This window comes from Paracoccus sp. N5, from assembly GCF_000371965.1.
Taxonomy (GTDB): domain Bacteria; phylum Pseudomonadota; class Alphaproteobacteria; order Rhodobacterales; family Rhodobacteraceae; genus Paracoccus.
In genome coordinates this window covers 2,013,913-2,039,745 of record NZ_AQUO01000001.1, presented here as the reverse complement: position 1 = coordinate 2,039,745, position 25,833 = coordinate 2,013,913, and the positions used below count along the sequence as shown (strand labels likewise).

The window sequence follows — 25,833 nt, the reverse complement described above, 5'->3', positions numbered from 1 at the left end:
GTGACCCAGATCAAGGCGCCGCGCCCGTCCTTGCGCGATCATGATGCTGCGCGCGAGGACCACAGAAGGAGACAAAGGTGAAACTCGTTCCCCTGCTGACAGCAACGGCGCTGACCCTGGCGGCCCTGCCCGCCCTGGCCCAGACCGCAGCCATCGACAGCGGCGCCCTGCGCGAGGAAGCGAAGGGCGTGTTCGAGGCAATCCCCGCCGAGCTGACCGCGATCAAGCAGACCGAGGAGGCCCCCGAGGGCATCCCGCTGACCACGGAAAAGATCGAGCTTGGCAAGACCCTGTTCTTTGACCCGCGCATGTCGCGCTCGGGTCTGATCTCGTGCCAGACCTGCCACAACGTCGGCCTGGGCGGCGTGGACGGGCTGCCGACCTCGGTCGGGCACGGCTGGCAGAAGGGGCCGCGGAACGCGCCCACCATGCTGAACGCCATCTTCAACGCCGCGCAGTTCTGGGACGGCCGCGCCCCCGACCTGGCCGAGCAGGCCAAGGGTCCGGTGCAGGCCAGCGTCGAGATGAGCAATACCCCCGACGAGGTGGTGCGCACGCTGAACTCGATGCCCGATTACGTCGAGGCGTTCCGCGCCGCCTTCCCCGATGAGCGCGAGCCGGTCAGCTTCGACAATTTCGCCGCCGCCATCGAACAGTTCGAGGCGACGCTGATCACCCCGAACAGCGCCTTCGACCGCTTCCTGAACGGCGACGATTCGGCCATGACCGAGCAGGAAAAGCGCGGGCTGCAGGCCTTCATGGATACCGGCTGCACCGCCTGCCACTTTGGCCGCAACATCGGCGGACAGGACTATTATCCGTTCGGCCTGGTCGCCAAGCCCGGCGCTGAGGTGCTGCCGGTGGGCGATACCGGCCGGTTCGAGGTCACCAAGACCGTCGACGACGAATATGTCTTCCGCGCCGCGCCGCTGCGCAACGTCGCGCTGACCGCGCCCTATTTCCATTCGGGCGTGGTCTGGGACCTGAAGGAGGCGGTGCAGATCATGTCCTCGTCGCAGCTGGGCACGGAACTCGCGCCCGAGCAGGTGGACGACATCGTGGCCTTCCTGCATGCGGTCACGGGCGACCAGCCGCAGATCGCCCATCCGGTGCTGCCGGTGCGGACCGACGCGACGCCGCTGCCGGCGCCGATGTAGGGCGCGCCTTGCAGCGCCAAAAGGAAAAGGGGCCGCACGGGCCCCTTTTCGCTGTTTCGGAACGGACAGGCCTTAATCGGCCTTGACCGCCTCGACGGTGATGTTGATCTCGACCTCGTCCTCGACGGCCGGGGCGAACTGGCCCAGGTTGAACTCGCTGCGCTTGATCTCGGTCTCGGCGTCGAAACCGGCGGATTCCTTGCCGCTCATCGGATGGGCGCCGAGCTTGTTCAGATCCACGTCCAGCACGATCTGCTTGGTCACGCCGTTCAGGGTGAAGTCGCCGGTGACCTTGGCCTCCTTGTCGCCGTCCGGCTCGACCTTGGTCGACTTGAAGGTCGCGACCGCGCCGCTCTTGTCGGTGTTAAGGAAGTCCTTGCCGAAGATATGCTGATCCAGTTCCGGCGCGATCATGTGCAGGCCCGACAGCGGGATGGTCGCCTCGACGCTGGAATTGGCCGGGTTCTCGGCATCCAGCATCAGCTTGCCGGTCACGCCGTTGACGAGGCCGGTGCTGTTGGAAAAGCCCAGGTGGCTGTATTCGAAGACCACCTGGCTGTGCGCGGGGTCAAAGTCGTATTGCACCGGCGCGGCCATCGCGGCGCCCGCGCTGAATAGGGCCAGGGCGGCGGCAGGGACGAAAACGGATTTCATGGGGTCAAGCTCCGACTGAATTGCTCATGGATGGTTCCCACAGGGAAGGTGCCAATGACAACAAAGGTTTCCTTGCATTTGCCTGACAATTTCGTGTTGGCGCGCCGCGTAGAGACAGTATCGCCGCAGCGGCGACGATGCCGGCCCGGACCCGGCCCGATGCGCCTTTCGCCTTGCATTCGCCGCCCGCGCCTGTATAAGGCCGCATCCTTCCGCAGACACGAAACCGGCGCAGCCTCTCGTGACGGGGCGCGGAAGGTGTTGTCCCGTCGTTGAAATGCGCCCTGAAAAAGGAACAGACATGCCGCTTTACGAGCATGTGCTGATCGCCCGCCAGGACCTGTCGAACGCGCAGGCCGAAGGGCTGATCGAACATTTTTCGACCGTGCTGGCCGACAACGGCGGCAAGGTGGTCGAGAACGAATACTGGGGCGTGCGCACCCTGGCCTACAAGATCAACAAGAACCGCAAGGGCCACTATGCCTTCCTGCGTTCGGACGCGCCCTCGGCCGCCGTGCAGGAGATGGAGCGTCTGGCCCGCCTGCATGACGACGTCATGCGCGTGCTGACCGTCCGCGTGGACGAGCACAAGGAAGGCCCCTCGATCCAGATGCAGAAGCGCGACGAGCGCGAGCGCGGGGATCGTGGCGACCGCGGGGACCGTGGCGAGCGCCGCGACCGCGACGGCGACCGGGGTGATCGCGGCGAGCGCCGCGAGCGTCGCGACCGCGACGACCGGAACTGAGGGAAAGGACGCATATCATGGCCAACAAACCCTTCTTCCGCCGCCGGAAGGTCTGCCCCTTCTCGGGCGACAACGCTCCCGCGATCGACTACAAGGACACCCGCCTGCTGCAGCGCTACATCAGCGAACGCGGCAAGATCGTGCCCTCGCGCATCACCGCCGTCTCGGCCAAGAAGCAGCGTGAACTGGCCCGCGCCATCAAGCGCGCCCGCTTCCTCGCCCTGCTTCCCTATGCCGTGAAGTAAGGAGAGACGAACATGCAAGTCATCCTGCTGGAACGTGTGGCCAAGCTGGGCCAGATGGGCGAAGTCGTGAAGGTCAAAGAGGGCTTCGCGCGCAACTACCTGCTGCCGCAGGGCAAGGCGCTGCGCGCCTCGGAAGCCAATATCGCGGCCTTCGAGGAGCGCAAGGCCGACCTGGCCGCCAAGAACGACGAGACCCGCGCCGATGCGCTGAAACTGGCCGAGAAACTCGACGGCCAGAGCTTCGTCATCATCCGCTCGGCTTCGGACGCCGGCGCGCTCTACGGCTCGGTCACCCCGCGTGACGCCGCCGATGCCGCCAATGCCGAAGGCTTCGCGGTCGAGCGCCGTCAGGTCGTGCTGACCGCCCCGATCAAGGAGCTGGGCCTGCACGAGGTCCGCGTGCACCTGCACCCGGAAGTCGACGTGACCATCAAGCTGAACGTCGCCCGTTCGGCCGAGGAAGCCGAGCTGCAAGCCACCGGCAAGTCGATCCAGGAACTGGCCGCGGAAGCCGATGCCGCCGCCGATTTCGAGATCGCCGAACTCTTCGACGAGATCGGCTCGGCCGGCCGCGACGAGGACGATGCCGCGAACTGATCGCAGGTCATCGCCGAAAGACAGGAAACGCGCCGCAACCCGGCGCGTTTTTTCATGGCCGTTCCGCGCCCGCCGCCGCGCGCAGGCCGGGACGGAACATTCGCCGGGCTGGCGGGTTTGATCCGCAAAGCGCCACCCGCGAAAGGATTCCCGATGCATCACGAGCCCGACTCCCCCCGCCCGATCCGCCGGACCGAGGCCGATGCGCCCGGCGACACCCGCTTCGGGCCGCGCCCGGTGCCGCCGGGACATCGCGGCCCGCATCCCGAACCCGAATCGCGTCGCATCCCGCCGCATGGTGCGGTCTCGCCCGATGGCAGCCGGCCCTGGCCGCAGCCCTCGCGCAGCGCCAAATGGCTGGTCTGGGGCGGCACGGCGCTGACCGCCGCCGCCCTGACCGCCGGCACGGTGCTCGCCGCGCGCCAGGTCATGCACGCCCTCTCGGAGCCCAGGCCGCACCGCGACTTGCCGCCCATGGCGCCGCGCATGGCCGCGATGCCGGATGCCGAGCGCGAAGCCCTACGCCGCCGCGCCAAGGCCCGCGAACATGCCGAGGATGCCCGTGCCGAGCAGCTACGCGCCGCCGCAGCCCAGGCCCGCCCGCGTCGCAAGCCCGCGCCCCGTGCCGGGCTGATGCAGGAGATCGAGGCCAATACCGCCAGCCTGACCAAGGGCGTGGACAATGTCATGCAGGCGCTGACCGCCGGCATGACCGGCTTTCGCACCGTGGCCGCCCAAGCCAGCGACATCATGCGCGAATTCGGCGACGCCGCCGCGCTGGTGCAGGACATCCTGGGCCGCAACCGCCCCACCGGATCCGACCGGCCGCGCCGCGATCCGTCGCGCCCCGACGACCGCCACGGCGCCCATATGCCCGACCTGCGCGACGACCCGCTGACTCACGATCCGCTCGACGGCCCCGATGCCGACACGCCGCAGGACCACGACCCGCGCATGCACAGGCTCTAGCGCCTTCACTGTTTTCCAAATACCCCGGCGACCGCGCCGCCACTCCGAAGGCGCGAGAAAAGCAAAAAGGCCGCCCCGAGAGGCGGCCTTTCCCATGCGGGCATCGGCTGAGGATCAGACCTGATCCAGCGCCTCGATGGCCTTTTCCAGTTCTTCCTTGCTGACGTCCTTGTCCGAGACCTTGGCGCCCTCGACGATGTGGTCGACGACCTTGTCCTCGAAGATCGGCGCGCGCAGCTGCTGCTGGGCCTGCGGGTTCTGCTGGATGAACTCGAAGAAGGCGCGCTCCTGCCCCGGATATTGCCGGGCCTGGCGCAGCACCGCCTGGGTCATCTCCTGGTCCGTGACGGTGATCTCGGCCTTCTGGCCGATCTCGGCCAGCAGAAGGCCCAGGCGCACGCGGCGCTCGGCCAGCGCCTTGTGCTCGTCCGTCGGCTCGATCTCGCCATGGTTATGGCCGTGATCGTCCGGGTGCTCCTCGTGGTAAAGCTGATGCGCGATCTGATGCGCCTCGGCCTCGACCAGCGATTCGGGCAGGTCGAACTTGACCAGCGCGTCCAGCTTGTCCAGCAGCGCGCGCTTCAGCACCTGGCGCGAGGCGCCCTTGTATTCGGCCTCCAGCCGCTCGCGGATCTGGGCCTTCAGCGCGTCGAGGCTCTCGGCGCCGAATTTCTTCGCCAGCTCGTCGTCCAGCTCGGCGGCTTTCGGGGCCTTCACGGCCTTCACCGTGGTCTCGAAGACCGCGTCCTTGCCGGCCAGGTTCGGAGCGCCGTATTCCTCGGGGAACTTGACCTCGACCTTGACCTCGTCGCCGGCCTTGGCGCCGACCAGCTGCTCCTCGAAGCCGGGGATGAAGCTGCCGGAGCCCAGCACCAGCGGGTAATCCTCGGCCGCGCCGCCCTCGAAGGCCTCGCCGTCGACCATGCCCTTGAAGTCGATCACGACCTGATCGCCGTCCTTGGCCTTCGAGCCCTTCTTGCGGTCCTCGAAGGACTGGGCGTTCTTGGCCAGGTTCTCCAGCGCCTCGTTCACCTGCTCGTCGCTGGCCGACACCACCAGGCGCTCCAGCTCGATGCCGGACAGGTCGGCTTCCGGGATCGCCGGCAGGGCCTCATAGGCCACCGTCACGACCACGTCGTCGCCTTCCTTCCAGGTCTCGCCGCCCACCATCTCGATCTTGGGCTGCACGGCCGGGCGGTCGCCGGATTTTTCCAGATGCGCGCGCAGGGCGCCGTCGATGGCCTCCTGCATGGCGTCGCCCATGATGCGCTGGCCGAACTGCTTCTTCAGCATCGCCATCGGCACCTTGCCCTTGCGGAAGCCCTTCATCTCGACTTCGGGCTGGGCCTCTTTCAGCTTCGCGTCCACCTGCGCCGCCAGATCGGCCGCCGGCAGGGTGAACTCATAGCCGCGCTTCAGCCCTTCGTTCTGGGTTTCCTTGACCTGCATTTGTCTTCCTTCATCCAACCATGCCGCGGGAGGAGGCCCCGCCCCCGGGACGGCAGCAAAGCCTGCGCCCGCGCCCCCGCCTGTTTCAGCGCGCTAGCTATGGGATTTCGCCGTCCATAGCAAGGAGGAAGGCAGAATCGGCGCCCCGTCGACAGGCTGCGCCGCCACGAAAAAAGCCTGCCGCGACGCGGCAGGCTTCGGATTCCGGCAGGGCGGCCGATCAGAAGCGGAACGAGGCGCGCAGTTGCACCGCATCGGCATCCAGATCCAAGCCGTCCACATCCGCCACATCGCGGAAGCTGTTGCGGCTGTATTCCACGCCCATCGAGAAGCGCGGCGTGAACAGGTATTCTGCGCCGATGCCATAGGTGAAGCCGGTCTCGGACAGGTCTTCCTCGGAATAGCGCGCCACGCCGAGGGTCAGATAGGGCTGGAACTTGCCCAGGTCGGCCCCGACGCGGCCGCGCAGACGCCACAGGTCGGCATGGCCGTCGCCGTCACCGGTCAGCCGGTTATAGTCCAGCTCGCCGCCCAGGACATATTTGCCCATGTCGCGCAGATAGCCCGCGTGCAGGCCCCAGGCGTCGAAATCGCCGATGTCGGCCGAATAGCCGGCATAAGAGGCGTCGGCATTGCCCTGGCCGTATTGCAGACCGGCATAGAAGCCGGTCCAGTCGATCTCGGCGGCGGTCTCGACGACGACGGCCGGGGTGGTCTCGACCACGGGGGCCTGGTAGCCGCCGGCGAAGGCAGCGGTGCCCGCCAGAGCGGCCAGGGCGGAAAAGATCGCGAGTTTCAATGCATTACTCCTTACTGAACGAGATTTCCGGATAGGCCTGGGGCGCGACGCGGTCAGCCTGCCATTATTGTCAGGTTGACGCCCGCACGCAGGGAGATTTCCGGCAAGTTCTTGAAAATAAATGTACTTCATTCTCTAAAATTGCCCCTGTTTTCGCGGCCTCCGGGGCGGGCGTGGCTGCTTGCCCCCGGCGTCCGCTGCAAGGCAGCCATGCGCGCCGCTCAACCAAACTAACTTATGGACAGGTTTCCTTTCAACCATAGGCAGAGCATACGGACATAACGCAGTCAGTGGTTGTTTGTTACCCGGTGTCGTTAATTGGTTGCGTGTTACCCCTGTTGGGCTTGACCGGATGAAGGGCCAGAAGGCCGCCATCCGGTCACCCTGCCCTCGGGCGCCAAGCCTGCGGCCGGACTGGCCGCGCCGCTTGCGCTGGACGAAATGCACAAATTCTGGCGCGATGCCGCCCGCGCGGCAGCGGCTCTTGTGCCCCGCTCAGCCCCCGCCATCCGGTCATCCCGGTATCGCGAAAAGGCAAAAGGCCGCCCGACGGGACGGCCAGTTCGCGGTGGCGGCAAGCCGGGTTCAGCCGCGCGCCCGCACCACCTGCAACAGCGGCATCACATCCGACATATCCGGGCCATGCGCCTGGCCGGTCAGCGCCTTCCTCAGCGGCATGAACAGGCCCTTGCCCTTGCGCCCGGTGGCCTCTTTCACGGCAGCGGTGAATTCGCCCCAGCTCGCATCGGTATAGGGCGGCGGCGGCAGCAGCGTCATGGCCTGGGCGATGAAGTCGGCGTCCTCGGCGTCGATCTGCGGCTCGGCACCCTTCGAGAAGATCTCCCACCAGCCGGCCAGGTCGTCCAGCCTGGTGATGTTCTGCGAGGCGACGCGCCAGAACCGCTCGGCCAGTTCGGCCGGCACGCCCAGCGCGGCGATGCGGTCCTTGACCTCGGAGAACGGCCGCGCCTGGTTCGCCTCGCGCGTCAGCGGCCACAGATCCTCGGCATCGAACTTGGTGGGCGAAGCGCCGAACTGCGACAGCTCGAAGCCGGCAGCCAGTTCGTCCAGCGACATCTTCAGCTCGACCGGCTGCGAGGAGCCCAGCCGCGCCATCAGCGACAACAGCGCCTCGGGCGCCACCCCCGACTCGCGCAGATCCTTGATCGCCAGCACGCCCAGGCGCTTGGACAGTTCCTCGCCCTGCGCGCCGGTCAGCAGGCTGTGATGGGCGAAGGCCGGCGGCGTGGCCCCCAGCGCGCGGATGATCTGGATCTGCGTCGCGGTATTGGTCACATGGTCGGCGCCGCGCACGATATGGGTCACGCCCATGTCGGCGTCATCGACCGAGCTTGCGAAGGTATAGAGCACCTGCCCGTCGGCGCGGATCAGCACCGGGTCCGAGACCGAGGCAGCGTCGATGGAAATCTCGCCCAGGATCCCGTCCGGCCATTCGATCCGCTCCTGGTCCAGCAGGAAGCGCCAATAGCCGTCGCGGCCCTCGGCCCGCAGGCGGTCCTTGTCGGCGTCCGAAAGGTTCAGCCCGGCGCGGTCATAGACCGGCGGCTTGCCCATGTTGAGCTGCTTCTTGCGCTTCAGGTCCAGCTCGGTCGGGGTCTCGAACACCTCATAGAGCCGACCCTCGCCGCGCAGCCCCTTTGCCGCCTCGGCATAGCGGTCCAGCCGGTCCGACTGCCGCTCGATCCGGTCCCAGGTCAGACCCAGCCATTCCAGGTCGCGCTGGATGCCGTCGGCATATTCCTGCTTCGACCGCTCGCGGTCGGTGTCGTCCAGGCGCAGGATGAATGTGCCGCCCGCCTTGCGCGCGATCAGGTAGTTCATCAGCGCCGTGCGTAGGTTGCCGACATGGATGTGGCCGGTGGGCGAAGGGGCGAAACGGGTGGTGGTCATGGAAGGTCTCCTGTCGGCTTCGCTCTTTCACAAACGGCGGTTTTTGTCCATATCAGGGCCAAAGACGAGGTTAGCCAATGCTTGACTGGAAGAACGCCGAAGCCCCCGACGCCGGTGCGATCGAGGAACTGGCACGCGAGGCCATCGCCGCCCTGCCCCCGGAATTCGCCGGCCCCGCGCGCGAGGTGGTGCTGCGGGTCGAGGAATTCGCCGGCGAGGAATTCCTGGACGAGCTGCAGATCGACGACCCGCTGGAGCTGACCGGGCTTTACGACGGCGTGCCGATGACCGAGAAATCCGCCAGCGAGCCGCAGCATTTCCCCGACACCGTCTGGCTGTTCCGCCGCGCCATCCTGGACGAATGGGCCAGCCGCGCCGACGTGACCTTGGGCCAGCTGGTCGCCCATGTCGTGGTCCACGAATTCGCCCATCACTTCGGCTGGTCCGACGACGACATCGCCGCCATCGACCGCTGGTGGGAATGATGAGCCAGGCGCCGATCCTGACCATCACCCTGAACCCGGCGCTGGACCTGACCACCTCGGCTCCGCGCGTGGTGCCGGACGGCAAGCTGCGCTGCACCGCGCCGCGCTTCGATCCGGGCGGCGGCGGCATCAACGTCAGCCGGGCGATCCGCGCCATGGGCGGCGAGAGCACGGCGCTGGTGGCGCTTGGCGGCGCGACCGGCGAGCGGCTGGCGGCGCTGCTGACCGAGGCGGGCGTGCCCCTGGTGACGCTGCCCGCCCCGGGCGAGACCCGGCAATCCCTGACCGTGGACGACCAGAGCCTGGGCCAGCAATACCGCTTCGTCATGCCCGGGCCGGAATGGTGCCCCGAGGATGTCGAGGCCGCCTTGCAGGCCGCCGTCGCGGCCGCCGCCCGCGATGCGCTGGTGGTGCTTTCGGGCTCTAACCCGCCAGGGGTGCCGGCGGGCTTTGCCGCGCAACTGGCCGAGCGGCTGCAGGGCTCGGGCGCGCGGCTGGTGGTCGATACCTCGGGCGAGGCGCTGGCCATGGCCGCCGCCGTGGTCGACCGCCGGGTCGAGGTCCTGCGCATGGACGATGCCGAGGCCGAGGGGCTGGCCGGCCATGCCCTGCCCTATCGCCTGGACACGGCGCGCTTCGCGGCCGGGCTGGTCGCCTCGGGCGCGGCGCATGCGGTGATCGTGGCGCGCGGCCGCGACGGCAATATCATCGCCACTCGCGACGGCCTCTGGCATGCCGAGGCGGCGCGCGTGCCCATCGTCAGCAAGGTCGGCGCCGGCGACAGCTTCCTCGCCGGCTTCGTGCTGGGCTATGCCCGCGGCTGGCCGGTGCCCGATGCCCTGGGCCTGGCCGCCGCCGCCGCATCGGCGACGGTGCAGACGCCGGCCACCGAGCTTTGCCGGGGCGAGGATGTCGAGCGGTTGTTCGCGGCCCGCGTCGTGACCGAGATGCGGCTGTAACCTTGCACCCCACCGATTCCCCTGCCGCGGTGGTCGCGGCCGTCGTCGTCACCTTCAACCGGCGGGCGGCGTTGCAGAAGACGCTGGCGCGGCTTCTGGCCGAGCCGCTGGACCATGTGCTGGTGATCGAGAACGGCTCGACCGACGGCACGCGCGCCTGGCTCGCGACGCTGGACGATCCGCGGCTGGCGGTGATCGAGATGGACCGCAACGGCGGCGGCGCCCTGGGGTTCGAGACCGGCATGCGCGAAGCGCAGGCACGTTTCGACCCCGACTGGCTGGTGCTGATGGACGACGACGCCCGCCCGCAGCCCGGCGCCATTGCCACCTTCCGCACGGGACTCGCCCGCGGGCGCTGGCCCGGGGCCGAGGCGCTGGCGGCGGCGGTGCGTTTCCCGGACGGCGGCATCTGCGAGATGAACCGGCCCTGGGTCAATCCCTTCGCCAGCCTGGCGGTGTTCCTGCGCGTGCTGGCCGGCGGCGGCCGCGCCGCCTTTCATATTCCCGACAGCGCCTATGCGCCCGGCACCGACCGGGCGCTGGACGGCACCTCCTTCGTCGGCTTCTTCATCTCGCGCGCGGGCGTCGCGCGGGCCGGCTATCCCGACGGTCGGCTGTTCATCTATGGCGACGACGTGCTTTACACGCTGGGCCTGACCCAGGCCGGCGGGCGGTTGCTCTTTGCCCCCGACCTGGGGTTCGAGCATGAATGCGCCACGCAGATCGCCGGCGCCATCCCGCGACCGTTCTGGAAGATCTATTACAACACCCGCAACCGCTGGCTGATCTATCGCCGCGCCGCGGGGCCGGTGCTGTTCCCGTTGCTGATGGCGCTGATGCTGCCGAAATGGCTCGCGACCGGCAGCGCGCTGCCGCAGGGCGAACGGCGGATCTGCCGCAAGCTGATCCGGCTGGCAATCCGCGACGCCTGGCGCGGCGATTTCAGCCGCAGTCATGCCGAGGTCATGCGGATCGCCGAAGGCGGCTGAGCCCCGCGCCGATCGGCCCGTCGGCATTTGGGTATTTGGGGAGCAAAGAAGGATGGCGTTCCCGCGCCGCTTCCCCATATTCTTTCTTGTGAAAATATCCTCGGGGGTCCGGGGGCAGACAGCCCCCGGCGCTCAGCCCGCCTCTCCCAGCACCCGCAGCAGATATTTGCCGTAAGCGTTCTTCGAGAACAGCTTGGCCCGCGCGCGCAGGTCGTCGGCCGAGATCCAGCCGGCCTCGAAGGCAATCTCCTCGGGGCAGCCGGTCTGGAGGCCTTGGCGCTGTTCCAGCGTGCGCACGAAATTGCCGGCATCGAGCAGGCTGGCGTGGGTGCCGGTGTCGAGCCAGGCAAAGCCGCGGCCCATGCGCTCGACCGTCAGGCTGCCCTCGTGCAGATAGGTTTCCAGAAGCGTGGTGATCTCGAGCTCGCCCCGGGCCGAGGGCTTGACCTCGCGCGCCCGCGCCGGCGCGGTGCCGTCGAGGAAATAAAGCCCGGTGACGGCGTAATCCGACGGCGGCACCTCGGGCTTTTCGATGATGGCGCTGGCCTTGCCGTCGGGGTCGAAGGCGACGACGCCATAGCGCTCGGGGTCGGCGACGCGATAGCCGAAGACGGTGCCGCCGCTCGGGCGGCTGTCGGCGGCGGCCAGCAGCACCGGCAGGCCGTGGCCGAAGAAGATGTTGTCGCCCAGCACCATGGCCGAGGGCGCGCCCGCCAGGAACGCCTCGGCCAGCAGATAGGCCTGCGCCAGCCCGTCGGGCGAAGGCTGCACCAGGTATTCGAAACGCAAGCCCCATTGGCTGCCGTCGCCCAGCAGGCGCTGGAACTGGAGCTGGTCCTCGGGCGTGGTGATGATGGCGATCTCGCGGATGCCGGCCAGCATCAGCACGGTGATCGGATAGAACACCATCGGCTTGTCATAGATCGGCAGCAACTGCTTCGACACGCCCATGGTGATCGGATAGAGCCGGGTGCCCGAGCCCCCGGCCAGGATGATGCCCTTGCGCGCGGGCGGAACGGTCTGGGTCATGCGGTCAGCTCCTGCAATACCTTGGCGAGACCGGCCGGCCAGTCGGGGCGACTGATGCCGAAGTCCCGCAGAATGGCGGCGCAATCCAGGCGGGAATTCGCCGGGCGTCGCGCCGGTGTCGGATAGTCCGAGGTGGGAATGTCGATGATGCGGCAGCCGAGACCCGCCCCGGCCATGATGGCGCGGGCGAAATCGGCCCAGGTCGTGTCGGGGGTGCCGGCGAAATGGTAAAGCCCGCCCTTGGCCGGGTCGGCGCGCATCGCCTGCAACATGGTCAGGCAGGTGCGCGCGATGGACTCGGCCGGGGTCGGGCCGCCGTGCTGGTCGGCGACGACGCGCAATTCGTGCCGCTCGCGCCCCAGCCGCAGCATGGTCCTGACGAAATTCGCGCCATGGGCGGAAAAGACCCAGGAGGTGCGCAGCACCGCCCATTGCCCGCCGGCGCTTGCGATGCCGCGCTCGCCGGCCAGTTTCGAGCCGCCATAGACGCCCAGCGGCCCGGTCGGATCGGTCTCGACCCAGGGCCGCGCGCCCGAGCCGTCGAAGACGTAATCGGTCGAGATGCTGAGAAAGGGCAGCCCCAGATCGGCGCAGGCGCGGGCCATGGCGGCGGGCGCCTTGGCATTGATGCGATGCGCAAGCTCGGGTTCGGATTCGGCGCGATCGACGGCGGTATGGGCGGCGGCGTTCAGCACCGCCGCGCAGCCCGAGGCCCGGATGGCGGCCGCGCAGGCCTCGGGGTCGGAGAGATCGGCCTCGGCGCGGGCCAGGAACCGCGCCTGCGGCGCCAGCCGCGCCAGTTCCTGCGCGACCTGGCCGCTTTGGCCAAAGACCAGCAGATCCATCACGCCGCGCCGAGCCTTTGGCCGACGCCCTGCCGGGTCAGCAGCGGGCGCCACCAGTCCTCGTTCGCCAGATACCATTCGACGGTGCGCGCGAGCCCTTCCTCGACCGTGACCGAGGGGCGCCAGCCCAGCTCGGTGCGGATCCGGGTCGGGTCGATGGCATAGCGCCGGTCGTGGCCGGGCCGGTCGGTGACGAAGCTGATCAGCCGCTCATGCGGGGCGGCATCGGGGCGCAGCCGGTCCATCTCGGCGCAGATCATGCGCACCAGGTCGATGTTTCTGGCCTCGTTCTCGCCACCGATATTGTAGCTTTCGCCCAAGGCGCCCTTTTCCAGCACCAGGAGCAGCGCGTCGGCGTGATCCTCGACATAGAGCCAGTCGCGGACATTGCCGCCGTCGCCATAGACCGGGATCGGCTTGCCGTGCAGCGCGTTCAGGATCACCACCGGCACCAGCTTCTCGGGGAAGTGGAAGGGCCCGTAATTGTTCGAGCAATTGGTCAGCACCACCGGCAGGCCATAGGTCTCGTGCCAGGCCCGGACCAGGTGATCCGAGGCGGCTTTCGAGGCCGAATAGGGGCTGCGCGGATCGTAGGGCGTTTCCTCGGTGAACTGCCCGGTCTCGCCCAGCGAACCGAAGACCTCGTCGGTCGAGATATGGTGGAAGCGGAAGCCCTCGGGCCGGCCTTGCCCCACCCAATGGGCGCGCGCGGCTTCCAGCAGGTTGTAGGTGCCGGTGACATTGGTCTCGATGAAGGCGCCCGGCCCGTCGATCGAGCGGTCGACATGGCTTTCTGCGGCCAGGTGCATGATGGCGTCGGGCTTGTGCGCGGCCAGCACCCGGTCCAGGCCCGCGCGGTCGCGGATGTCGACCTGTTCGAAGGCGTAATGCGGGTCGTCCGCGACCGAAGCGACGTTTTCCAGATTGGCGGCATAGGTCAGTGCGTCGAGGTTCACCACCGCATGCCCGCGCGCGACGGCCAGCCGCACCACGGCCGAACCGATGAACCCCGCCCCGCCGGTAACCAGAATCTTCATAGTCTCGCCTCGTAATCAAATGGGCCCGCATAGGTGAAGGGGCTGTCGAAATCGCGCAATGCCGGGGCCTCGGCGTCCTTTCCGGACAGGATCGGACGACCGGACAGGCCCCAGTCGATGCCGATTGTGTCCCAGGCGACCGCCCCATCGCAATCCGGCGCGTAATGATCGCTACATTTGTAGATGATTTCCGTGTCCGGTTCGCGCGTGACGAAGCCGTGCAGAAAGCCCGGCGGGATCCACAGCTGCAAGCCGTTCTGGAATGACAGCTCGTATCCGGTCCAGCGGCCATAGGTCGGGCTGCCCTTGCGGATGTCGACGGCGACGTCGAACAGCCGCCCGCGCCCGCAGCGCACCAGCTTGCCTTGGGCATGCGGCGGCGCCTGGAAATGCATTCCGCGCAGCGTGCCGCAAGCCGATGATAACGAATGGTTATCCTGAACGAATTCGGGCAGGTCCAGCCCGGCCTCGTGCAGCGTCCGCCGGTTCCAGCTTTCCGAGAAAAACCCCCGTTCATCGCCGAAACGCCGGGGAGCAAGGACCAGGACGCCCGGAAGCGAGGTCTTTTCGATCTGCATCTGTCTCTACCAGATAAGTTCTGCGCGGAAGGCCGCGCAGAGAAACCCGAGGCGGCCCCGAGGCGCCGCGCCCGCGCCAACCTAGTCCCGCGGCTGTTAAAATGCACGGGGAATAATGCGTGACTTGAAGGCGCGAATTATCGCTTTGTTAGGCGACCGGGAACTGTCCCGCACCACCGCCACCTGCCACAAGCGAAACCCGCTATGCGCTATCGACTGATCGCCACCTATACGGGTGCTGATGCACCATTCGTGAGCAATATCACGGATTTGCGGACCCATTCCGGGCCCGAGGGCCATGCGCTCTACAGCGTCACCCATGTGGGCGGCGGCATCGCGGCCTATCGCGTCACCTCGGCCGAGCAGCCGATCCAGGCCATGGGCAGCCAGGCCTATCCGGCGGCCGCGGGCTATGCCGGCAACCCGGCGGCGGCCATCCTGCAACTTGGGGGTGATTCCGTGCTGTTCGGCACCGGCTTGCGCAATGGCACCGGCCCGGCGATCCGGCTGGGCAACCAAGGCGATTTCCTGGAAAGCGCCGCCGCCGCGCCGGGCGGCAGCCCGCTGCCGCAGGACATGATCCAGCTCGGCCAGTTCAGCACGCCCTTGGGCAATTTCCTCTACAGCGCCCGCGACGGCCAGACCGCCTTCGACATCTGGCGCGTGGCCGACAACGGCGGCATCAGCCATGTCACCCGCGCGCAGCTGCCGGTCGGCGCCGGCGTACAGGGGACCGAGATCGACGCCATGCATGTCGCCACCCTGGGCGACCGCAGCTTCATCCTGGCCGCCTCGGGCATGGGCAATTACGTCTCGGTGCAGATGGTCCATGCCGACGGCAGCCTGGGCAGCGCGCAGATGCTGTGGTCGTGGAACGGGCTGGGCATGGATCAGCCCAGCCACCTGGGCACGGTGACGGTCGGCGGCGTGACCTATGTCGCCATCGCCGCCTCGCAAAGCTCGTCGCTGACCATGATGCGGCTGACCTATGACGGCCAGCTTCTGCCGGTCGACCATATCGTCGACGAACGCACGACCCGCTTCTCCGGCGCCACGGCGATGGAGACGCTGAACATGGACGGCCGCGCCTTCATCTTCCTGGGCGGCGGCGATGACGGCATCAGCGTCTTCACCCTGCTGCCCGACGGCAAGCTCCTGCATATCGCGACCCTGGCAGACACCGACGACCGGGCGCTGGCCGATGTCTCGGCCATCTCGGCGATGGAGATCGACGGCAAGATCGCGGTCTTCGTCTCGTCCCGGACCGAGCGCGGCATCAGCCAGTTCGTCTTCGAGCCGGGCGACATCGGCCTGACCCGGGTGGTCGGCACCGGCGTGCAGAGCGGCACCGACGGCAGCGACCTGATGCAGGCCAGCGCCGGCACGACCGAGATGCGGGGCGGTGCCGGCGACGACATCCTGATGTCGGGCACGGCCCCCGTCAGCATGACCGGCGGCGACGGCGCCGACACCTTCGCGGTGACCGAGGTCAACGGCCGCATCACCGTCACCGACTTCGAACTGGGCGTGGACCGGCTGGACCTGTCGGCGCTTGGCATGATCCGCAGCACCGACCAGCTGGTGTTTCGCCCGCAAGCCTTCGGCATCAAGATCTTCTATGGCAACTCGGTCATTTTCGTCATGACAAAAGACAACACCACGCTGCAAGCCGGCGCCTTCGACAATTCCCTGTTCCCGGTGACGCATTACGCCGCACCCAATATGCGCACCGTGGTGCATGGCACGACCCGGAACGACTCGCTCAATGCCTCGCGCAACGGGTCGAGCATTTTCGGCTATGCCGGAAACGACCTGATCCTGGGCGGGCTTGGCGCCGATGAGTTGAACGGGGGGCCCGGCAATGACACGCTTCGGGGCGGCGACCGGAACGACACGCTCTTCGGCATGGATGGCAACGACCAAGTCTATGGCGGCAACGGCAATGACAGGGTCTATGGCTGGAAGGGCAATGATACGCTTTACGGCGGGGCCGGAGATGATACGCTGGGCGGAGACGCCGGGAACGACGTCCTGTTCGGCGATGCCGGCAACGACCGACTGGTGGACCTGGGCGGCAACAACACACTGTGGGGCGGCGTCGGCAACGACTACCTGCAGATCGGCAACGCCGCCGGCCGGCTGAACGGCGACGATGGCAATGACACGCTGATTTCGGGCACTGGCAACGACCATCTCTTCGGCGGCACCGGCAACGACAGCATGATGGCCGGGGCAGGCATGGATACGCTGATCGGTGGCATGGGCAATGATTACATGGCCGGCGGGGCGGACAACGACAGTCTGGATGCTGGCCGGGGCAACGACACGCTCTTCGGCGGGCTGGGTCACGACATCCTGCGGGGACGCGAAGACAATGACCTGGTCTATGGTGGCGAAGGCCACGACACGATCTGGGGCGATTCCGGCAATGACGCGCTTTATGGTGACGGCGGGCACGACGCCATCTATGGCGGCATCGGCAACGATACCCTGTTCGGCGGCGAGGGCAACGATACGCTGATGGGCCAGGACGGCAGCGACTCTCTGGCCGGGGGGCTGGGGAGCGACACGCTTTATGGCGGCAATGGCACCGATACGCTGATGGGCGGCGAGGGCCACGACTTGCTGGATGGCGGCGCCGACAATGACGTGCTTTACGGCGGCAACGGCCATGACATGCTTCAGGGCGGCGACGGCAACGATTCACTCTATGGCGAGGGCGGCAACAACACCCTGCGGGGCGGGGCCGGTGACGATCTGCTCTGGGGCCAGGCCGCAAGCGACTATCTGTCGGGCGACGACGGCAATGACACACTCTATGGCTTTCGCGGCGCCGACACGCTGTTCGGCGGCCTGGGCGACGACCTGGTGAACGGCGGCGAGGGCGATGACGAGGCCAGCGGCGGCGAAGGCAACGACACGCTGCTGGGCGAGACCGGCAACGACATCCTGCGCGGCGAAGGCGGCAACGATTCGCTGGCCGGCGGCGGCGGGCACGACCTGCTGGACGGCGGCGAGGGCGACGACCGGCTGGAAGGCGGCGCCGGCTATGACACCCTGACCGGCGGCGCCGGGGCCGATGTCTTCGTCTTCACCAGCGCCGAGAATTTCGGCAGCGGCAGCGACACCATCACCGACTTCCAGACCGGGTTGGACCGCATCGACCTATCGGGGCTGAACCTGACCTTCATCGGCAGCGACGCCTTCTCGGGCGCGGGCCAGGTCAGGGCCGACCTGTCGCAGCCCGGCGCGGCCCGGCTGCTGGTCGATCTGAACGGCGACGGTGCCGCCGATCTCACGGTCGATCTGGGTGCCCTATCGAGCCTCGGCGCCTCGGACCTGCTGCTCTAGCGCTCCAGCAGGTCGCGGTGCCGGCGTTCGAGCAGCATCAGCCCCAGCAGCAGCAGCGTGACCGAGATGCCGATGACATATTCCGGGCTGATGTAGCTGCCCTGATAGGTCGGATAGATCCCCTGCCGCATCAGCCCGACGCAATGGATCAACGGATTGTACCACAGCAGGTTCTGCGCCTGGGGCGGCATCAGGTCGAAGGTGAAGAAGATGCCCGACATCAGGAACAAGGGCCGGGTCAGGATCTGCCAGATCCGCTCCCAGATCGGGAAGGCGGTCATCAGATAGCAGTTCAGCGTGCCGACTCCGACCGCCAGCAGCGTGACCAGCAGAAGCGATTCCAGCACCGGCGCCAGGTTCACCACCACCGGCAGCTGAAAGATGACGTAAATGCCGATGAAGACGATGGCGATCACCACGGTATGGGTCAGCGCGTTCAGCAGCACCCGCGCGATCATCGCGTCGATGAAGGTCACGCTGGGATAGGCCAGGAACGGCCGCGAGAAGCGGATCGAGCTCGCCACCTTGTTGGTGATGTCGTTGAACATCGCGAAGGGCAGGAAGCCGGTGGCATAGAACAGCGGAAAGTTGGTGCCCAGCCCCGGCCGGTTCAGCGCCAGGCTGAAGATCAGCGACAAGAGCGCCACGCCCAGCACCGGCTCGAGCACCGCCCAGACATAGCCGCCGGCGGATTTGCCATAGGTCGTCGCCATCTCGCGCAGCATCAGCGCCACGATGATGCGCATCATGCGAAAGCGCGGCCCGTTCCGGGACGGGCGCTGCGGCGGTCGAATCTCGCGGGTGATGTCGGACATGTGAACGCAAAAGCTGGTCTTGACGAGCCGCAATATGTAACAACTGCGCCGAAAAGGTAAACCAGCGAAAGCGCAACTGCGGTGAGCACCCCTTCGAACCCGGCCAGCGGCCCCTCCGGCGCCCCGGCCCAGCCAGCGGCGGACCGGCAGGCCCCCGCGCGGCCCGCAGCCAATCCCGCCGCGTCAGCGCAGGCCAACCGGCCGTTCCAGGGCCAGGGCGCCCCCGCCCAGCCGCAAACGCAGCCGCAGCCGGCGCCCGCCAAGCCGCAGGGCAATGCCCAGCCGCCGGCGGTGCGCCCGCAGCAGCAGGCCAAGCCGATCCCGGTGAAGCCCATGGGCCAACCCGTGGCCCGCCCGGCGCAGGGGCAGCCTCCGGCCCGGCCGGCAACGCCGGTCCGCCCCGCGGTCGCCATGGCCCAGCCGAAGCGGCGGCACTGGCTGATGCTCGCCTCGTTCCTGGCGCTGGTGGTGCTGCCGACCCTGCTCTGGGCCTGGTATCTTTGGGCCAGGGCCAGCGATCAATATGTCTCGTCCGTGGGCTTTTCGGTGCGCAAGGAGCAGATGGCGCCGTCGATCGACCTTCTGGGCGGGCTGACCTCGTTCACCGGCGGCAGCGGCAGCGCCTCGGATACCGACATCCTGTACGAATACATCCGCAGCCAGGACATGGTCGAGCAGATCGACGCGCAGCTGGACCTGCGCGCGCGCTTCTCGCGCGACTGGCCGCATGACTTCGTCTTCGCCTTCAACCCCGAGGGCCATGTCGAGGACCTGACCGAATACTGGCAGCGCCAGGTCAAGGTGCTCTACGACAGCTCGACCTCGCTCATCACCCTGAACGTCAGCGCCTTCAGCGCCGAGGACGCCCAGGCCATCGCCGCGGCGGTGTTCAAGCAGAGCTCGGACAAGATCAACCAGCTTTCCGCCGTCGCCCAGCAGGATGCGACGCGGCTGGCCAAGGCGGAACTGGACAAGACGCGCGACGAGTTGACCGCCACCCGCCAAGCCATGACCGCGTTCCGCATGAAGTCGCAGATCGTCGATCCCCAGGCCGATCTTGCCGGGCAGATGGGCGTGCTGAGCGGGCTTCAGGGCCAGTTGGCCGAGGCGCTGGTCGCGCATGACATGCTGCTGGAGAATGCCCAGCCTACCGACCACCGCGTCACCCAGTCGCAGCAGAAGATCGATGCGCTGCGGCGGCTGATCGACCAGGAGCGCGGCAAGTTCGGCGCCGAGGGCCAGGGTCCGGCCGGCGAAAGCTATGCCCAGCTGATGGCCGAATATGAAAAGCTGGCCGTGGACCGCGAATTCGCCGAGGGCGCCTATCGCACCGCCCGCATCGCCTATGAGACGGCGATGGCCGAGGCGCAGCGCCAGTCGCGTTACCTCGCCGCCCATATCGAGCCCAAGATCCCGCAAAGCTCGACCGAGCCGCAGCGGCTGTGGCTGCTGTTCATGGTCGCGGGCATGCTGCTGGCCGCCTGGTCGGTCCTGGTCCTGATCTATTACAGCATCCGCGACCGCGCCTGAGCCATGATCCGGCTGGAAAACCTGACCAAGGCCTATCGTCTGAAGGGACGCCGGACCGTGGTGGCCGACAATATCAGCGCGGTCTTTCCGACCGGCGCCTCGGTGGCGCTGCTGGGCCGCAACGGCGCCGGCAAGTCGACGCTGCTGCGCATGATCGCGGGCACCGTCTCGCCGACCTCGGGGCGGGTGCTGTCGGATGGCACGATCTCCTGGCCGGTCGGCTTCATGGGCAGCTTTCACGGCGAACTCAGCGGGGCGCAGAACGTGCGCTTCGTGGCCCGCATCTATGGCGTCGACAGCGACGAGCTGGTCGATTACGTCGCGGATTTCGCCGAACTGGGCCAGCATTATCACCAACCCTTCGCCAGCTATTCCTCGGGCATGCGGTCGCGGCTGGCGATGGGCACCAGCATGGGCATCCATTTCGACACCTATCTGGTCGACGAGGTGACCAGCGTCGGCGACGCCGATTTCCGGGTGAAGTCGCAGCGGGTGTTCAACGACCGCATGGCCAATTCCGGCGCCATCGTGGTCAGCCATTCCATGCCGATGATCCGCAATATGTGCACCATGGGCGCCGTGCTGGAACGCGGCACGCTGGAGGTCTACGAGGATCTCGAGGAGGCCATCGCCCGGCATGAGGCGATCCTGCGCGTGCCGCCGGCGGTGGCGGGGGACTAGCCCGCCAGCAGCGCCTCGATCTCGGCCCGTTTCGCGGCGACCAGCGCCGCGTCGCCGCGCGATTCGACGTTCAGCCGCACCACCGGCTCGGTGTTCGAGCTGCGCAGGTTGAAGCGCCAGTCGGCGAATTCCAGGCTGACCCCGTCGGTATCGTCGCGCCGCAGCGCCATTGGCGCGAAATGCCCGACCACGCGGGCGATGGCAGCGCCGGGATCGGCCAGGCGGAAGTTGATCTCGCCCGAGGACGGAAAGGCCCGCATCCGCTCGGCCAGCAGATCGCCCAGGCTGGTGCCCTTGCGGCTGACCAGTTCGACCACCAGCAGCCAGGGGATCATGCCGCTGTCGGCAAAGTGGAAATCGCGGAAATAGTGATGCGCCGACATCTCGCCGCCATAGATCGCACCCGACTCGCGCATGGCGCGCTTGACGAAGGCATGGCCGGTGCGGGCCTGCACCGCCTGCCCGCCTGCCCCCGCGATCATGTCGCGGCTGTTCAGCACCACGCGCGGATCGTGGACGATCTTCTCGCCCGGGTGCTTTTCCAGGAAAGCGGTCGCCAGCAGCCCGACGATATATTCGCCGGGGATGAAATTCCCCTTTTCGTCGAAGAAGAAGCAGCGGTCGAAATCGCCGTCCCAGGCCACGCCCAGGTCGGCGCCATGTTCGCGCACCGCATCCGCCGTCATCGGCTGGTTTTCCGGCAGCAGCGGGTTCGGAATGCCGTTCGGGAATGTCGGATCGGCGTCATGGTTGACGCGGACGAAGCGCAGCGGCGCGCCGCGGCGCTCCAGTTCCGCCGCGATGGCGTCGAAGGTCGGCCCCGCCGTGCCATTGCCGGCGTTGACCAGCACGGTCAGCGGCTTCAGCGCGGCAATGTCGATGAAATCGGCCATGGCGCGGGCATAGCTGTCGCGCGCCTCGGCAAAGTCGCGGGCCACGCCCGGCGCGGCCGGTTCGGCGAAATCGCCCGATTGCGCCAGCGCGGCGATGGCGGCGAAGTCGCCCTCGGGGTCCAGCGGCGCCGCGCCGCGCCCGACCAGCTTCATGCCGTTATAGTCGATCGGGTTGTGCGAGGCCGTCACCTCGATCCCGCCATCGGCGCCGAAATGGGCGGTGGCGAAATACATCTCCTCGGTGCCGGCCAGGCCCAGGTCGCGCACATTCGCCCCGCCCTCGTTCAGCCCGCGGATCAGCGCCGCCGCCAGTTCCGGCGAGGTCTCGCGCGTGTCGCGCCCGACGATCACCTCGCGCGCGCCCAGCACCTGCGCGAAGGCGCGGCCGATGCGCCAGGCCACGTCCGCGTCCAGTTCGGTCCCCAGCCGGCCGCGCACGTCATAGGCCTTGAAACAGTCGATCCGTCGCGCCTCAGCCATCTGCCATCCCCTTTTTGCCGCCCCTTGGCTACACCAGCCGCCCGGCGATGGGAATAATGCGTCAGCCTTGCAGAAGGGTTAACGCATCCGCCAAAGGGTGGAGGTGACCTGCGCCCTCGCCCGCGCTAGACCGGGAGAAACAAGGAGATTGTCATGGATACCAAGGCCCTGATCGCCGCCTATTACGACGCCTTCAATGCCGGCCGCACCGACGAGATGCTGGCCTATCTGCATGACGAGGTCGAGCATCACGTGAACGAGGGCGGCATCCGTCGCGGCAAGGCGGCTTTCGCCGAGTTCAACGCCCACATGACCCGCAGCTACAAGGAGCGGCTGACCGACATCGTGATCTTCGCCAATGAGGCCGGCGACCGCGCGGCGGCGGAATTCGTGGTGAACGGCACCTATCTGGCCACCGACGAGGGCCTGCCCGAGGCGAAGGGCCAGACCTACGTCCTGCCCGCCGGCACCTTCTTCACCGTCAAGGACGGCAAGATCGCCCGGGTGACGACCTATTACAACCTCGCCGACTGGACCCGGCAGGTGGTCGGGGAATGATCCGGACGCGCAGCCTGACCGGGGATGCCGTGGCCGCCGCGCTGGACGACCTGGCGCGGCTGCGCATCGCCGTGTTCCGCGACTGGCCCTATCTCTACGACGGCGACCTGGATTACGAGCGCGACTACCTGCAGGCCTATCAGTCGCCCGGCGCGGTGGTGGTCGCGGCCTATGACGGCCCCCGCATGATCGGCGCCGCGACCGGCGCGCCGATGGAGGATCACGCCGGCGATTTCGCCGCCGCCTTCGCCGCGCGCCCCGAGCCGCTGGAGCAGATCTTCTATTGCGCGGAATCGGTGCTTTTGCCCGAATATCGCGGCCACGGCCTCGGCCATGCCTTCTTCGACGACCGCGAGGCGCAGGCCCGCGCCCTGGGCCGCCGCTACAGCGCCTTTTGCCGCGTGATGCGCCCCGAGGATCACCCGCTGCATCCGCAGGACTATCGCCCGCTGGACGGCTTCTGGCGCAGGCGCGGTTACGCGCCGCTGCCGGGCGTGGTGGCCGAATTCGAATGGAAGGACATCGGCGAGGAGGCCCCGACCCGCAAGCCGCTGCAATTCTGGATGAAGACGCTGTGACCCGGACCGTCCGCATCGCCGCCGCCGCCTATCCTTTCGACTGGCTGGCGGACTTCGACGCCTATCGCGCCAAGATCTCGGCCTGGGTGCTGGATGCCGCCGATTGCGACCTGCTGGTCTTTCCCGAATACGGCGCCATGGAACTGGCCTCGCTGGGCGGCCGCGCGGTGGCCGGCGATCTCGAGGCTTCGCTGCACGAGGTCGCCCGGCACGAGGCCGCCCGCGACGCGCTGCACGCGGAACTGGCGGCGCAACACGGGCTGCATATCCTGGCGGCCTCGGGCCCGGTGTTCGAGGGGCCGCGGCCGGTGAACCGCGCCGTGCTGTTCGGCCCCGCCGGCCGCATCGGCCACCAGGACAAGCAGGTGATGACCCGCTTCGAGCGCGAGGAATGGGACGTGACCGGCGCCCCTGGCCTGCGAGTCTTCGACACGGCGGTCGGGCGGCTCGGTGTGCTGATCTGCTACGACAGCGAATTCCCGCTGCTGGGCCGGGCGCTGGCCGAGGCCGGGGTCGAGGTGATCCTGGTGCCCTCCTGCACCGATACGGTGGCGGGCTACAACCGCGTCCGCATCGGCGCCATGGCCCGCGCGCTGGAGAGCCAATGCGTGGTGGTGCAGGCGCCGACGGTGGGGGACGTCGACTGGAGCCCGGCGGTGGACGAAAACCGTGGCGCGGCGGCGATCTATGCGCCGCCGGACGGGCTGTGGCCGGAAAGCGGCGTGGTGGCCGAGGGGGCGATGGACGCGCCCGGCTGGGTCAAGGCGTCGGTCGATCTGGATCGGGTGGCGGCAAGCCGGCGGGATGGGCGCGTGCTGCCCTTTGCGCATTGGGGCGAGACGGTGGGGGTGCGGGTAAAATAGCGGATGGCGTCCGGCCGAACTCTCACCTTTACGCAGCGCACTCCAGATGCAACTCTCGCAGAGCGGTGCAAGGCTCACCTGCCAAAGAACACCTAGAGTCAGGACTCACAACCAGTAGATAACGGTTGCAGCGAGGGCGCAGGCCGAGAGAAACAGGATCGGGCAGCGGTCGTAGCGGGTGGCAATGCGCCGCCAGTCCTTGAGGCGGGCGAACATGTTCTCGATCTTGTGGCGCAAGCGGTAAAGGTCCGCGTCGTGCGGTATCGGAATCTTGCGACCGATGCGGGAGGGGATACACGGCGAAATGCCCATCTCGATCAGAGCGTTGCGGAACCAGTCGGCATCGTAGCCCCGGTCCCCGAGCAGCGCTCCGGCCTGTGGGATAGAGGACAAGAGCGCCCGCGCCCCGATATAGTCCGAGGTCTGGCCCGCCGACAGGAACATCCGGATCGGACGACCCTTCGCGTCGGCCAGGACGTGGAGCTTGGAGTTCAGGCCGCCCTTCGTCCGCCCGATCAGCCGTCCGCGCCCCCCTTTGAACCGCAAGGCTCGACGCCGTCCGATGGGCTTTCGCATGGGTCGCGTCGATCATCACGATCCCGGTCTCCTGCGCCTGGGCGGCCAGCTCGGTCATGATCGTGGCGAACACGCCCATCCGGCTCCACCGCTTCCAACGGTTGTAAAGCGTCTTCGGCGGGCCATAGGTCGCAGGCGCATGTTTCCACATCAAGCCATTGCGCTGGATGAAGATTATCCCGCTCAGCACGCGCCGGTCATCGACCCTCGGCTTCCCGCGCGACTTCGGAAAGAAGGGCCGCAGCCGCTCCATCTGCGTTTCCGTCAACCAGAACAGTTCGATCATGATCCCTCCCATAGTTGGGAGTTTGAATCACGCGGCGAGATAGCCCTCAAGCAGATTTATGGGTCCTGACTCTAGCTCACAGAGCGCATTTTCGTCGCTCTCGCACTGCTGTATCGCAAATAAAATTACAGAAAAAGTTGCGCCATGGAACTGTCGAGGATCCGCTTGATTGGTGAAACAACCGATAGTAACCTGCTCATTCTCAGGTAAAATGAAGGGATGGGTATGGACGGTGCGGCGACCTCGATAGCTCCGATGGCGAAGATCAGGCTTAAAGTCGGCTCCATGGAGCTTGAGTATGAAGGTGACCCTTCCTTCCTGACAGGAGGCATAGAGGCGCTTCTGATGACGATGGGCAGTTTAGTCTGCAAGATGCCGAACGAGCCTCTGCCAACAGAACTCGCAGTGGAGGTGCCGCCCACAATAGGCAGTGGAAGTGGGGTTACACCCACTGACAACAGGCAGTTCACAATTTCCACGAACACAATTGCAGCCAATCTACTGGCAAAATCAGGGTCTGACTTAGTGATTTGTGCAATGGCGCACTTGGAACTCGTGCAGGGGAAAATGTCGTCGGGTCGCGCCGAGATATTGGCAGAGATGAAGAATGCGAAGCAATATTACAAACAGTCGATGAGTAAAAATCTCAGCAAGAGCTTTGCTACGCTACTGGGTGCTAAGCGTATCAACGAGGGCGCGAAGGATTCCTATGCCCTGACGGCTAGTGAGCGTAAGCAGATCGAGGCTAAGCTTGCTGCAATCGGATGATCTTAA

Annotated in this window: 26 protein-coding genes; 15 read left to right on the top strand and 11 right to left on the bottom strand. The window is 67.2% G+C overall.

The features are described from left to right. The first annotated feature begins 77 nt into the window (after positions 1-77). Positions 78-1,157: a cytochrome-c peroxidase gene (locus PARN5_RS0110235; RefSeq protein WP_017999679.1), complete on the top strand. Its 1,080-nt coding sequence runs from the start codon at positions 78-80 to the stop codon at positions 1,155-1,157. Positions 1,158-1,229: 72 nt separating this feature from the next. Here the strand turns inward: PARN5_RS0110235 and PARN5_RS0110230 are convergent, their stop codons facing one another. Next, a complete protein-coding gene (locus tag PARN5_RS0110230) occupies positions 1,230-1,811 on the bottom strand; it encodes a YceI family protein (RefSeq protein WP_017999678.1) in 582 nt (193 codons plus the stop codon). A gap of 301 nt (positions 1,812-2,112) precedes the next feature. On the opposite strand from PARN5_RS0110230, the gene rpsF reads away from it, so the two are divergent. The 4 genes from rpsF (at position 2,113) to PARN5_RS0110210 (ending at position 4,367) form a co-directional block, all read left to right on the top strand. Continuing rightward, entirely contained in the window at positions 2,113-2,556 is a 444-nt protein-coding gene (gene rpsF / locus PARN5_RS0110225; protein WP_017999677.1) for a 30S ribosomal protein S6, read from the top strand. Positions 2,557-2,573: 17 nt separating this feature from the next. Continuing rightward, positions 2,574-2,801, top strand: a complete 228-nt coding sequence (rpsR, locus tag PARN5_RS0110220; RefSeq protein ID WP_011747229.1) for a 30S ribosomal protein S18 — start codon at positions 2,574-2,576, stop codon at positions 2,799-2,801. Positions 2,802-2,813: 12 nt separating this feature from the next. Continuing rightward, positions 2,814-3,398 (top strand): 50S ribosomal protein L9, encoded by a 585-nt coding sequence (gene rplI, locus PARN5_RS0110215; protein WP_017999676.1) that lies wholly within the window; start codon positions 2,814-2,816, stop codon positions 3,396-3,398. 153 nt (positions 3,399-3,551) lie between these two features. Beyond that, positions 3,552-4,367: a hypothetical protein gene (locus PARN5_RS0110210; RefSeq protein ID WP_017999675.1), complete on the top strand. Its 816-nt coding sequence runs from the start codon at positions 3,552-3,554 to the stop codon at positions 4,365-4,367. Between the two features lie 114 nt (positions 4,368-4,481). On the opposite strand, the gene tig is transcribed toward PARN5_RS0110210, so the two are convergent. The 3 genes from tig to gltX all read right to left on the bottom strand — a co-directional run bounded on the left by tig (position 4,482) and on the right by gltX (position 8,526). Continuing rightward, the gene (gene tig / locus PARN5_RS0110205) at positions 4,482-5,816 is read right to left on the bottom strand and encodes a trigger factor (protein ID WP_017999674.1); all 1,335 of its coding nucleotides are present in this window, start codon (positions 5,814-5,816) and stop codon (positions 4,482-4,484) included. 220 nt (positions 5,817-6,036) lie between these two features. Beyond that, on the bottom strand, positions 6,037-6,615 hold the full coding sequence (locus tag PARN5_RS0110200) for a porin family protein (RefSeq protein WP_017999673.1): 579 nt from the start codon (positions 6,613-6,615) through the stop codon (positions 6,037-6,039). Positions 6,616-7,200: 585 nt separating this feature from the next. After that, on the bottom strand, positions 7,201-8,526 hold the full coding sequence (gene gltX / locus PARN5_RS0110195) for a glutamate--tRNA ligase (protein ID WP_017999672.1): 1,326 nt from the start codon (positions 8,524-8,526) through the stop codon (positions 7,201-7,203). 77 nt (positions 8,527-8,603) lie between these two features. On the opposite strand from gltX, the gene PARN5_RS0110190 reads away from it, so the two are divergent. The 3 genes from PARN5_RS0110190 to PARN5_RS0110180 are packed head-to-tail and all read left to right on the top strand — an operon-like array spanning position 8,604 to position 10,959. After that, complete coding sequence (locus PARN5_RS0110190) at positions 8,604-9,011, top strand: metallopeptidase family protein (RefSeq protein WP_017999671.1); 408 nt, start codon at positions 8,604-8,606, stop codon at positions 9,009-9,011. Then, complete coding sequence (locus tag PARN5_RS0110185; RefSeq protein ID WP_017999670.1) at positions 9,011-9,970, top strand: 1-phosphofructokinase family hexose kinase; 960 nt, start codon at positions 9,011-9,013, stop codon at positions 9,968-9,970. Before PARN5_RS0110190 ends, PARN5_RS0110185 begins: the two co-directional genes overlap by 1 nt. A gap of 2 nt (positions 9,971-9,972) precedes the next feature. Next, positions 9,973-10,959 carry a glycosyltransferase gene (locus PARN5_RS0110180; protein ID WP_017999669.1) on the top strand — a complete coding sequence of 329 codons (987 nt, stop codon included), beginning with the start codon at positions 9,973-9,975 and terminating at the stop codon, positions 10,957-10,959. Between the two features lie 132 nt (positions 10,960-11,091). Here PARN5_RS0110180 and rfbA read toward each other — a convergent pair whose 3' ends face one another. Genes rfbA through rfbC form a run of 4 tightly spaced genes read right to left on the bottom strand, consistent with a single transcriptional unit; the run spans position 11,092 to position 14,448 of the window. After that, positions 11,092-11,988: a glucose-1-phosphate thymidylyltransferase RfbA gene (gene rfbA, locus PARN5_RS0110175; RefSeq protein WP_017999668.1), complete on the bottom strand. Its 897-nt coding sequence runs from the start codon at positions 11,986-11,988 to the stop codon at positions 11,092-11,094. Then, complete coding sequence (rfbD, locus tag PARN5_RS0110170; RefSeq protein WP_017999667.1) at positions 11,985-12,833, bottom strand: dTDP-4-dehydrorhamnose reductase; 849 nt, start codon at positions 12,831-12,833, stop codon at positions 11,985-11,987. The genes rfbA and rfbD overlap by 4 nt, the downstream gene beginning before the upstream one ends. Next, entirely contained in the window at positions 12,833-13,870 is a 1,038-nt protein-coding gene (gene rfbB / locus PARN5_RS0110165) for a dTDP-glucose 4,6-dehydratase (RefSeq protein WP_017999666.1), read from the bottom strand. Before rfbB ends, rfbD begins: the two co-directional genes overlap by 1 nt. After that, positions 13,867-14,448 (bottom strand): dTDP-4-dehydrorhamnose 3,5-epimerase, encoded by a 582-nt coding sequence (gene rfbC / locus PARN5_RS0110160; protein ID WP_017999665.1) that lies wholly within the window; start codon positions 14,446-14,448, stop codon positions 13,867-13,869. The genes rfbB and rfbC overlap by 4 nt, the downstream gene beginning before the upstream one ends. A gap of 252 nt (positions 14,449-14,700) precedes the next feature. On the opposite strand from rfbC, the gene PARN5_RS22850 reads away from it, so the two are divergent. Continuing rightward, positions 14,701-17,799, top strand: coding sequence for a calcium-binding protein (locus PARN5_RS22850; RefSeq protein WP_232419330.1), 3,099 nt, complete (start codon positions 14,701-14,703; stop codon positions 17,797-17,799). Here PARN5_RS22850 and PARN5_RS0110150 read toward each other — a convergent pair. Beyond that, the gene (locus PARN5_RS0110150; RefSeq protein ID WP_017999663.1) at positions 17,796-18,548 is read right to left on the bottom strand and encodes an ABC transporter permease; all 753 of its coding nucleotides are present in this window, start codon (positions 18,546-18,548) and stop codon (positions 17,796-17,798) included. The two genes, PARN5_RS22850 and PARN5_RS0110150, sit on opposite strands and share 4 nt — an antisense overlap. Positions 18,549-18,695: 147 nt before the next feature. Here PARN5_RS0110150 and PARN5_RS0110145 point away from each other — a divergent pair, with 147 nt between their 5' ends. Together PARN5_RS0110145 and PARN5_RS0110140 are read left to right on the top strand one after the other, a co-directional pair. Then, positions 18,696-20,144: a hypothetical protein gene (locus PARN5_RS0110145; RefSeq protein ID WP_017999662.1), complete on the top strand. Its 1,449-nt coding sequence runs from the start codon at positions 18,696-18,698 to the stop codon at positions 20,142-20,144. Positions 20,145-20,147: 3 nt separating this feature from the next. Then, positions 20,148-20,825, top strand: a complete 678-nt coding sequence (locus PARN5_RS0110140; RefSeq protein ID WP_017999661.1) for an ABC transporter ATP-binding protein — start codon at positions 20,148-20,150, stop codon at positions 20,823-20,825. Here PARN5_RS0110140 and PARN5_RS0110135 read toward each other — a convergent pair. Further along, entirely contained in the window at positions 20,822-22,198 is a 1,377-nt protein-coding gene (locus PARN5_RS0110135; protein ID WP_017999660.1) for a phosphomannomutase/phosphoglucomutase, read from the bottom strand. The two genes, PARN5_RS0110140 and PARN5_RS0110135, sit on opposite strands and share 4 nt — an antisense overlap. 153 nt (positions 22,199-22,351) lie before the next feature. Between PARN5_RS0110135 and PARN5_RS0110130 the strand changes: the two genes are divergently transcribed. Genes PARN5_RS0110130 through PARN5_RS0110120 form a run of 3 tightly spaced genes read left to right on the top strand, consistent with a single transcriptional unit; the run spans position 22,352 to position 24,197 of the window. Continuing rightward, positions 22,352-22,756 carry a ketosteroid isomerase-related protein gene (locus tag PARN5_RS0110130; protein ID WP_017999659.1) on the top strand — a complete coding sequence of 135 codons (405 nt, stop codon included), beginning with the start codon at positions 22,352-22,354 and terminating at the stop codon, positions 22,754-22,756. Further along, positions 22,753-23,334, top strand: a complete 582-nt coding sequence (locus PARN5_RS0110125) for a GNAT family N-acetyltransferase (protein WP_017999658.1) — start codon at positions 22,753-22,755, stop codon at positions 23,332-23,334. Before PARN5_RS0110130 ends, PARN5_RS0110125 begins: the two co-directional genes overlap by 4 nt. Continuing rightward, positions 23,331-24,197 (top strand): carbon-nitrogen hydrolase family protein, encoded by an 867-nt coding sequence (locus PARN5_RS0110120; RefSeq protein WP_017999657.1) that lies wholly within the window; start codon positions 23,331-23,333, stop codon positions 24,195-24,197. The genes PARN5_RS0110125 and PARN5_RS0110120 overlap by 4 nt, the downstream gene beginning before the upstream one ends. A 105-nt stretch (positions 24,198-24,302) precedes the next feature. Here the strand turns inward: PARN5_RS0110120 and PARN5_RS23435 are convergent. Beyond that, positions 24,303-25,059 (bottom strand): IS5 family transposase gene (locus PARN5_RS23435; protein ID WP_085999846.1). Its coding sequence is split into 2 segments (ribosomal slippage): positions 24,303-24,735 and positions 24,734-25,059, totalling 759 coding nucleotides; the frame shifts between segments, so codons are not numbered across the junction. Between the two features lie 255 nt (positions 25,060-25,314). On the opposite strand from PARN5_RS23435, the gene PARN5_RS24155 reads away from it, so the two are divergent. Next, positions 25,315-25,827 carry a hypothetical protein gene (locus PARN5_RS24155; protein WP_157403963.1) on the top strand — a complete coding sequence of 171 codons (513 nt, stop codon included), beginning with the start codon at positions 25,315-25,317 and terminating at the stop codon, positions 25,825-25,827. Positions 25,828-25,833 lie beyond the last annotated feature (6 nt).

Excerpts from the sequence above, each read along its gene's own strand:
- PARN5_RS0110135 (WP_017999660.1), bottom strand. The coding sequence starts at position 22,198 with ATGGCTGAGGCGCGACGGATCGACTGTTTCAAGGCCTATGACGTGCGC.
- tig (WP_017999674.1), bottom strand. The coding sequence starts at position 5,816 with ATGCAGGTCAAGGAAACCCAGAACGAAGGGCTGAAGCGCGGCTATGAG.
- rpsF (WP_017999677.1), top strand. The coding sequence starts at position 2,113 with ATGCCGCTTTACGAGCATGTGCTGATCGCCCGCCAGGACCTGTCGAAC.
- PARN5_RS24155 (WP_157403963.1), top strand. The coding sequence starts at position 25,315 with ATGGCGAAGATCAGGCTTAAAGTCGGCTCCATGGAGCTTGAGTATGAA.
- PARN5_RS0110130 (WP_017999659.1), top strand. The coding sequence starts at position 22,352 with ATGGATACCAAGGCCCTGATCGCCGCCTATTACGACGCCTTCAATGCC.
- rfbC (WP_017999665.1), bottom strand. The coding sequence starts at position 14,448 with ATGCAGATCGAAAAGACCTCGCTTCCGGGCGTCCTGGTCCTTGCTCCC.
- PARN5_RS0110210 (WP_017999675.1), top strand. The coding sequence starts at position 3,552 with ATGCATCACGAGCCCGACTCCCCCCGCCCGATCCGCCGGACCGAGGCC.
- PARN5_RS0110230 (WP_017999678.1), bottom strand. The coding sequence starts at position 1,811 with ATGAAATCCGTTTTCGTCCCTGCCGCCGCCCTGGCCCTATTCAGCGCG.
- gltX (WP_017999672.1), bottom strand. The coding sequence starts at position 8,526 with ATGACCACCACCCGTTTCGCCCCTTCGCCCACCGGCCACATCCATGTC.
- PARN5_RS0110150 (WP_017999663.1), bottom strand. The coding sequence starts at position 18,548 with ATGATGCGCATCATCGTGGCGCTGATGCTGCGCGAGATGGCGACGACC.
- PARN5_RS0110185 (WP_017999670.1), top strand. The coding sequence starts at position 9,011 with ATGAGCCAGGCGCCGATCCTGACCATCACCCTGAACCCGGCGCTGGAC.
- PARN5_RS0110140 (WP_017999661.1), top strand. The coding sequence starts at position 20,148 with ATGATCCGGCTGGAAAACCTGACCAAGGCCTATCGTCTGAAGGGACGC.
- rpsR (WP_011747229.1), top strand. The coding sequence starts at position 2,574 with ATGGCCAACAAACCCTTCTTCCGCCGCCGGAAGGTCTGCCCCTTCTCG.
- PARN5_RS0110125 (WP_017999658.1), top strand. The coding sequence starts at position 22,753 with ATGATCCGGACGCGCAGCCTGACCGGGGATGCCGTGGCCGCCGCGCTG.
- rfbA (WP_017999668.1), bottom strand. The coding sequence starts at position 11,988 with ATGACCCAGACCGTTCCGCCCGCGCGCAAGGGCATCATCCTGGCCGGG.
- PARN5_RS0110190 (WP_017999671.1), top strand. The coding sequence starts at position 8,604 with ATGCTTGACTGGAAGAACGCCGAAGCCCCCGACGCCGGTGCGATCGAG.
- rfbD (WP_017999667.1), bottom strand. The coding sequence starts at position 12,833 with ATGGATCTGCTGGTCTTTGGCCAAAGCGGCCAGGTCGCGCAGGAACTG.
- rplI (WP_017999676.1), top strand. The coding sequence starts at position 2,814 with ATGCAAGTCATCCTGCTGGAACGTGTGGCCAAGCTGGGCCAGATGGGC.
- rfbB (WP_017999666.1), bottom strand. The coding sequence starts at position 13,870 with ATGAAGATTCTGGTTACCGGCGGGGCGGGGTTCATCGGTTCGGCCGTG.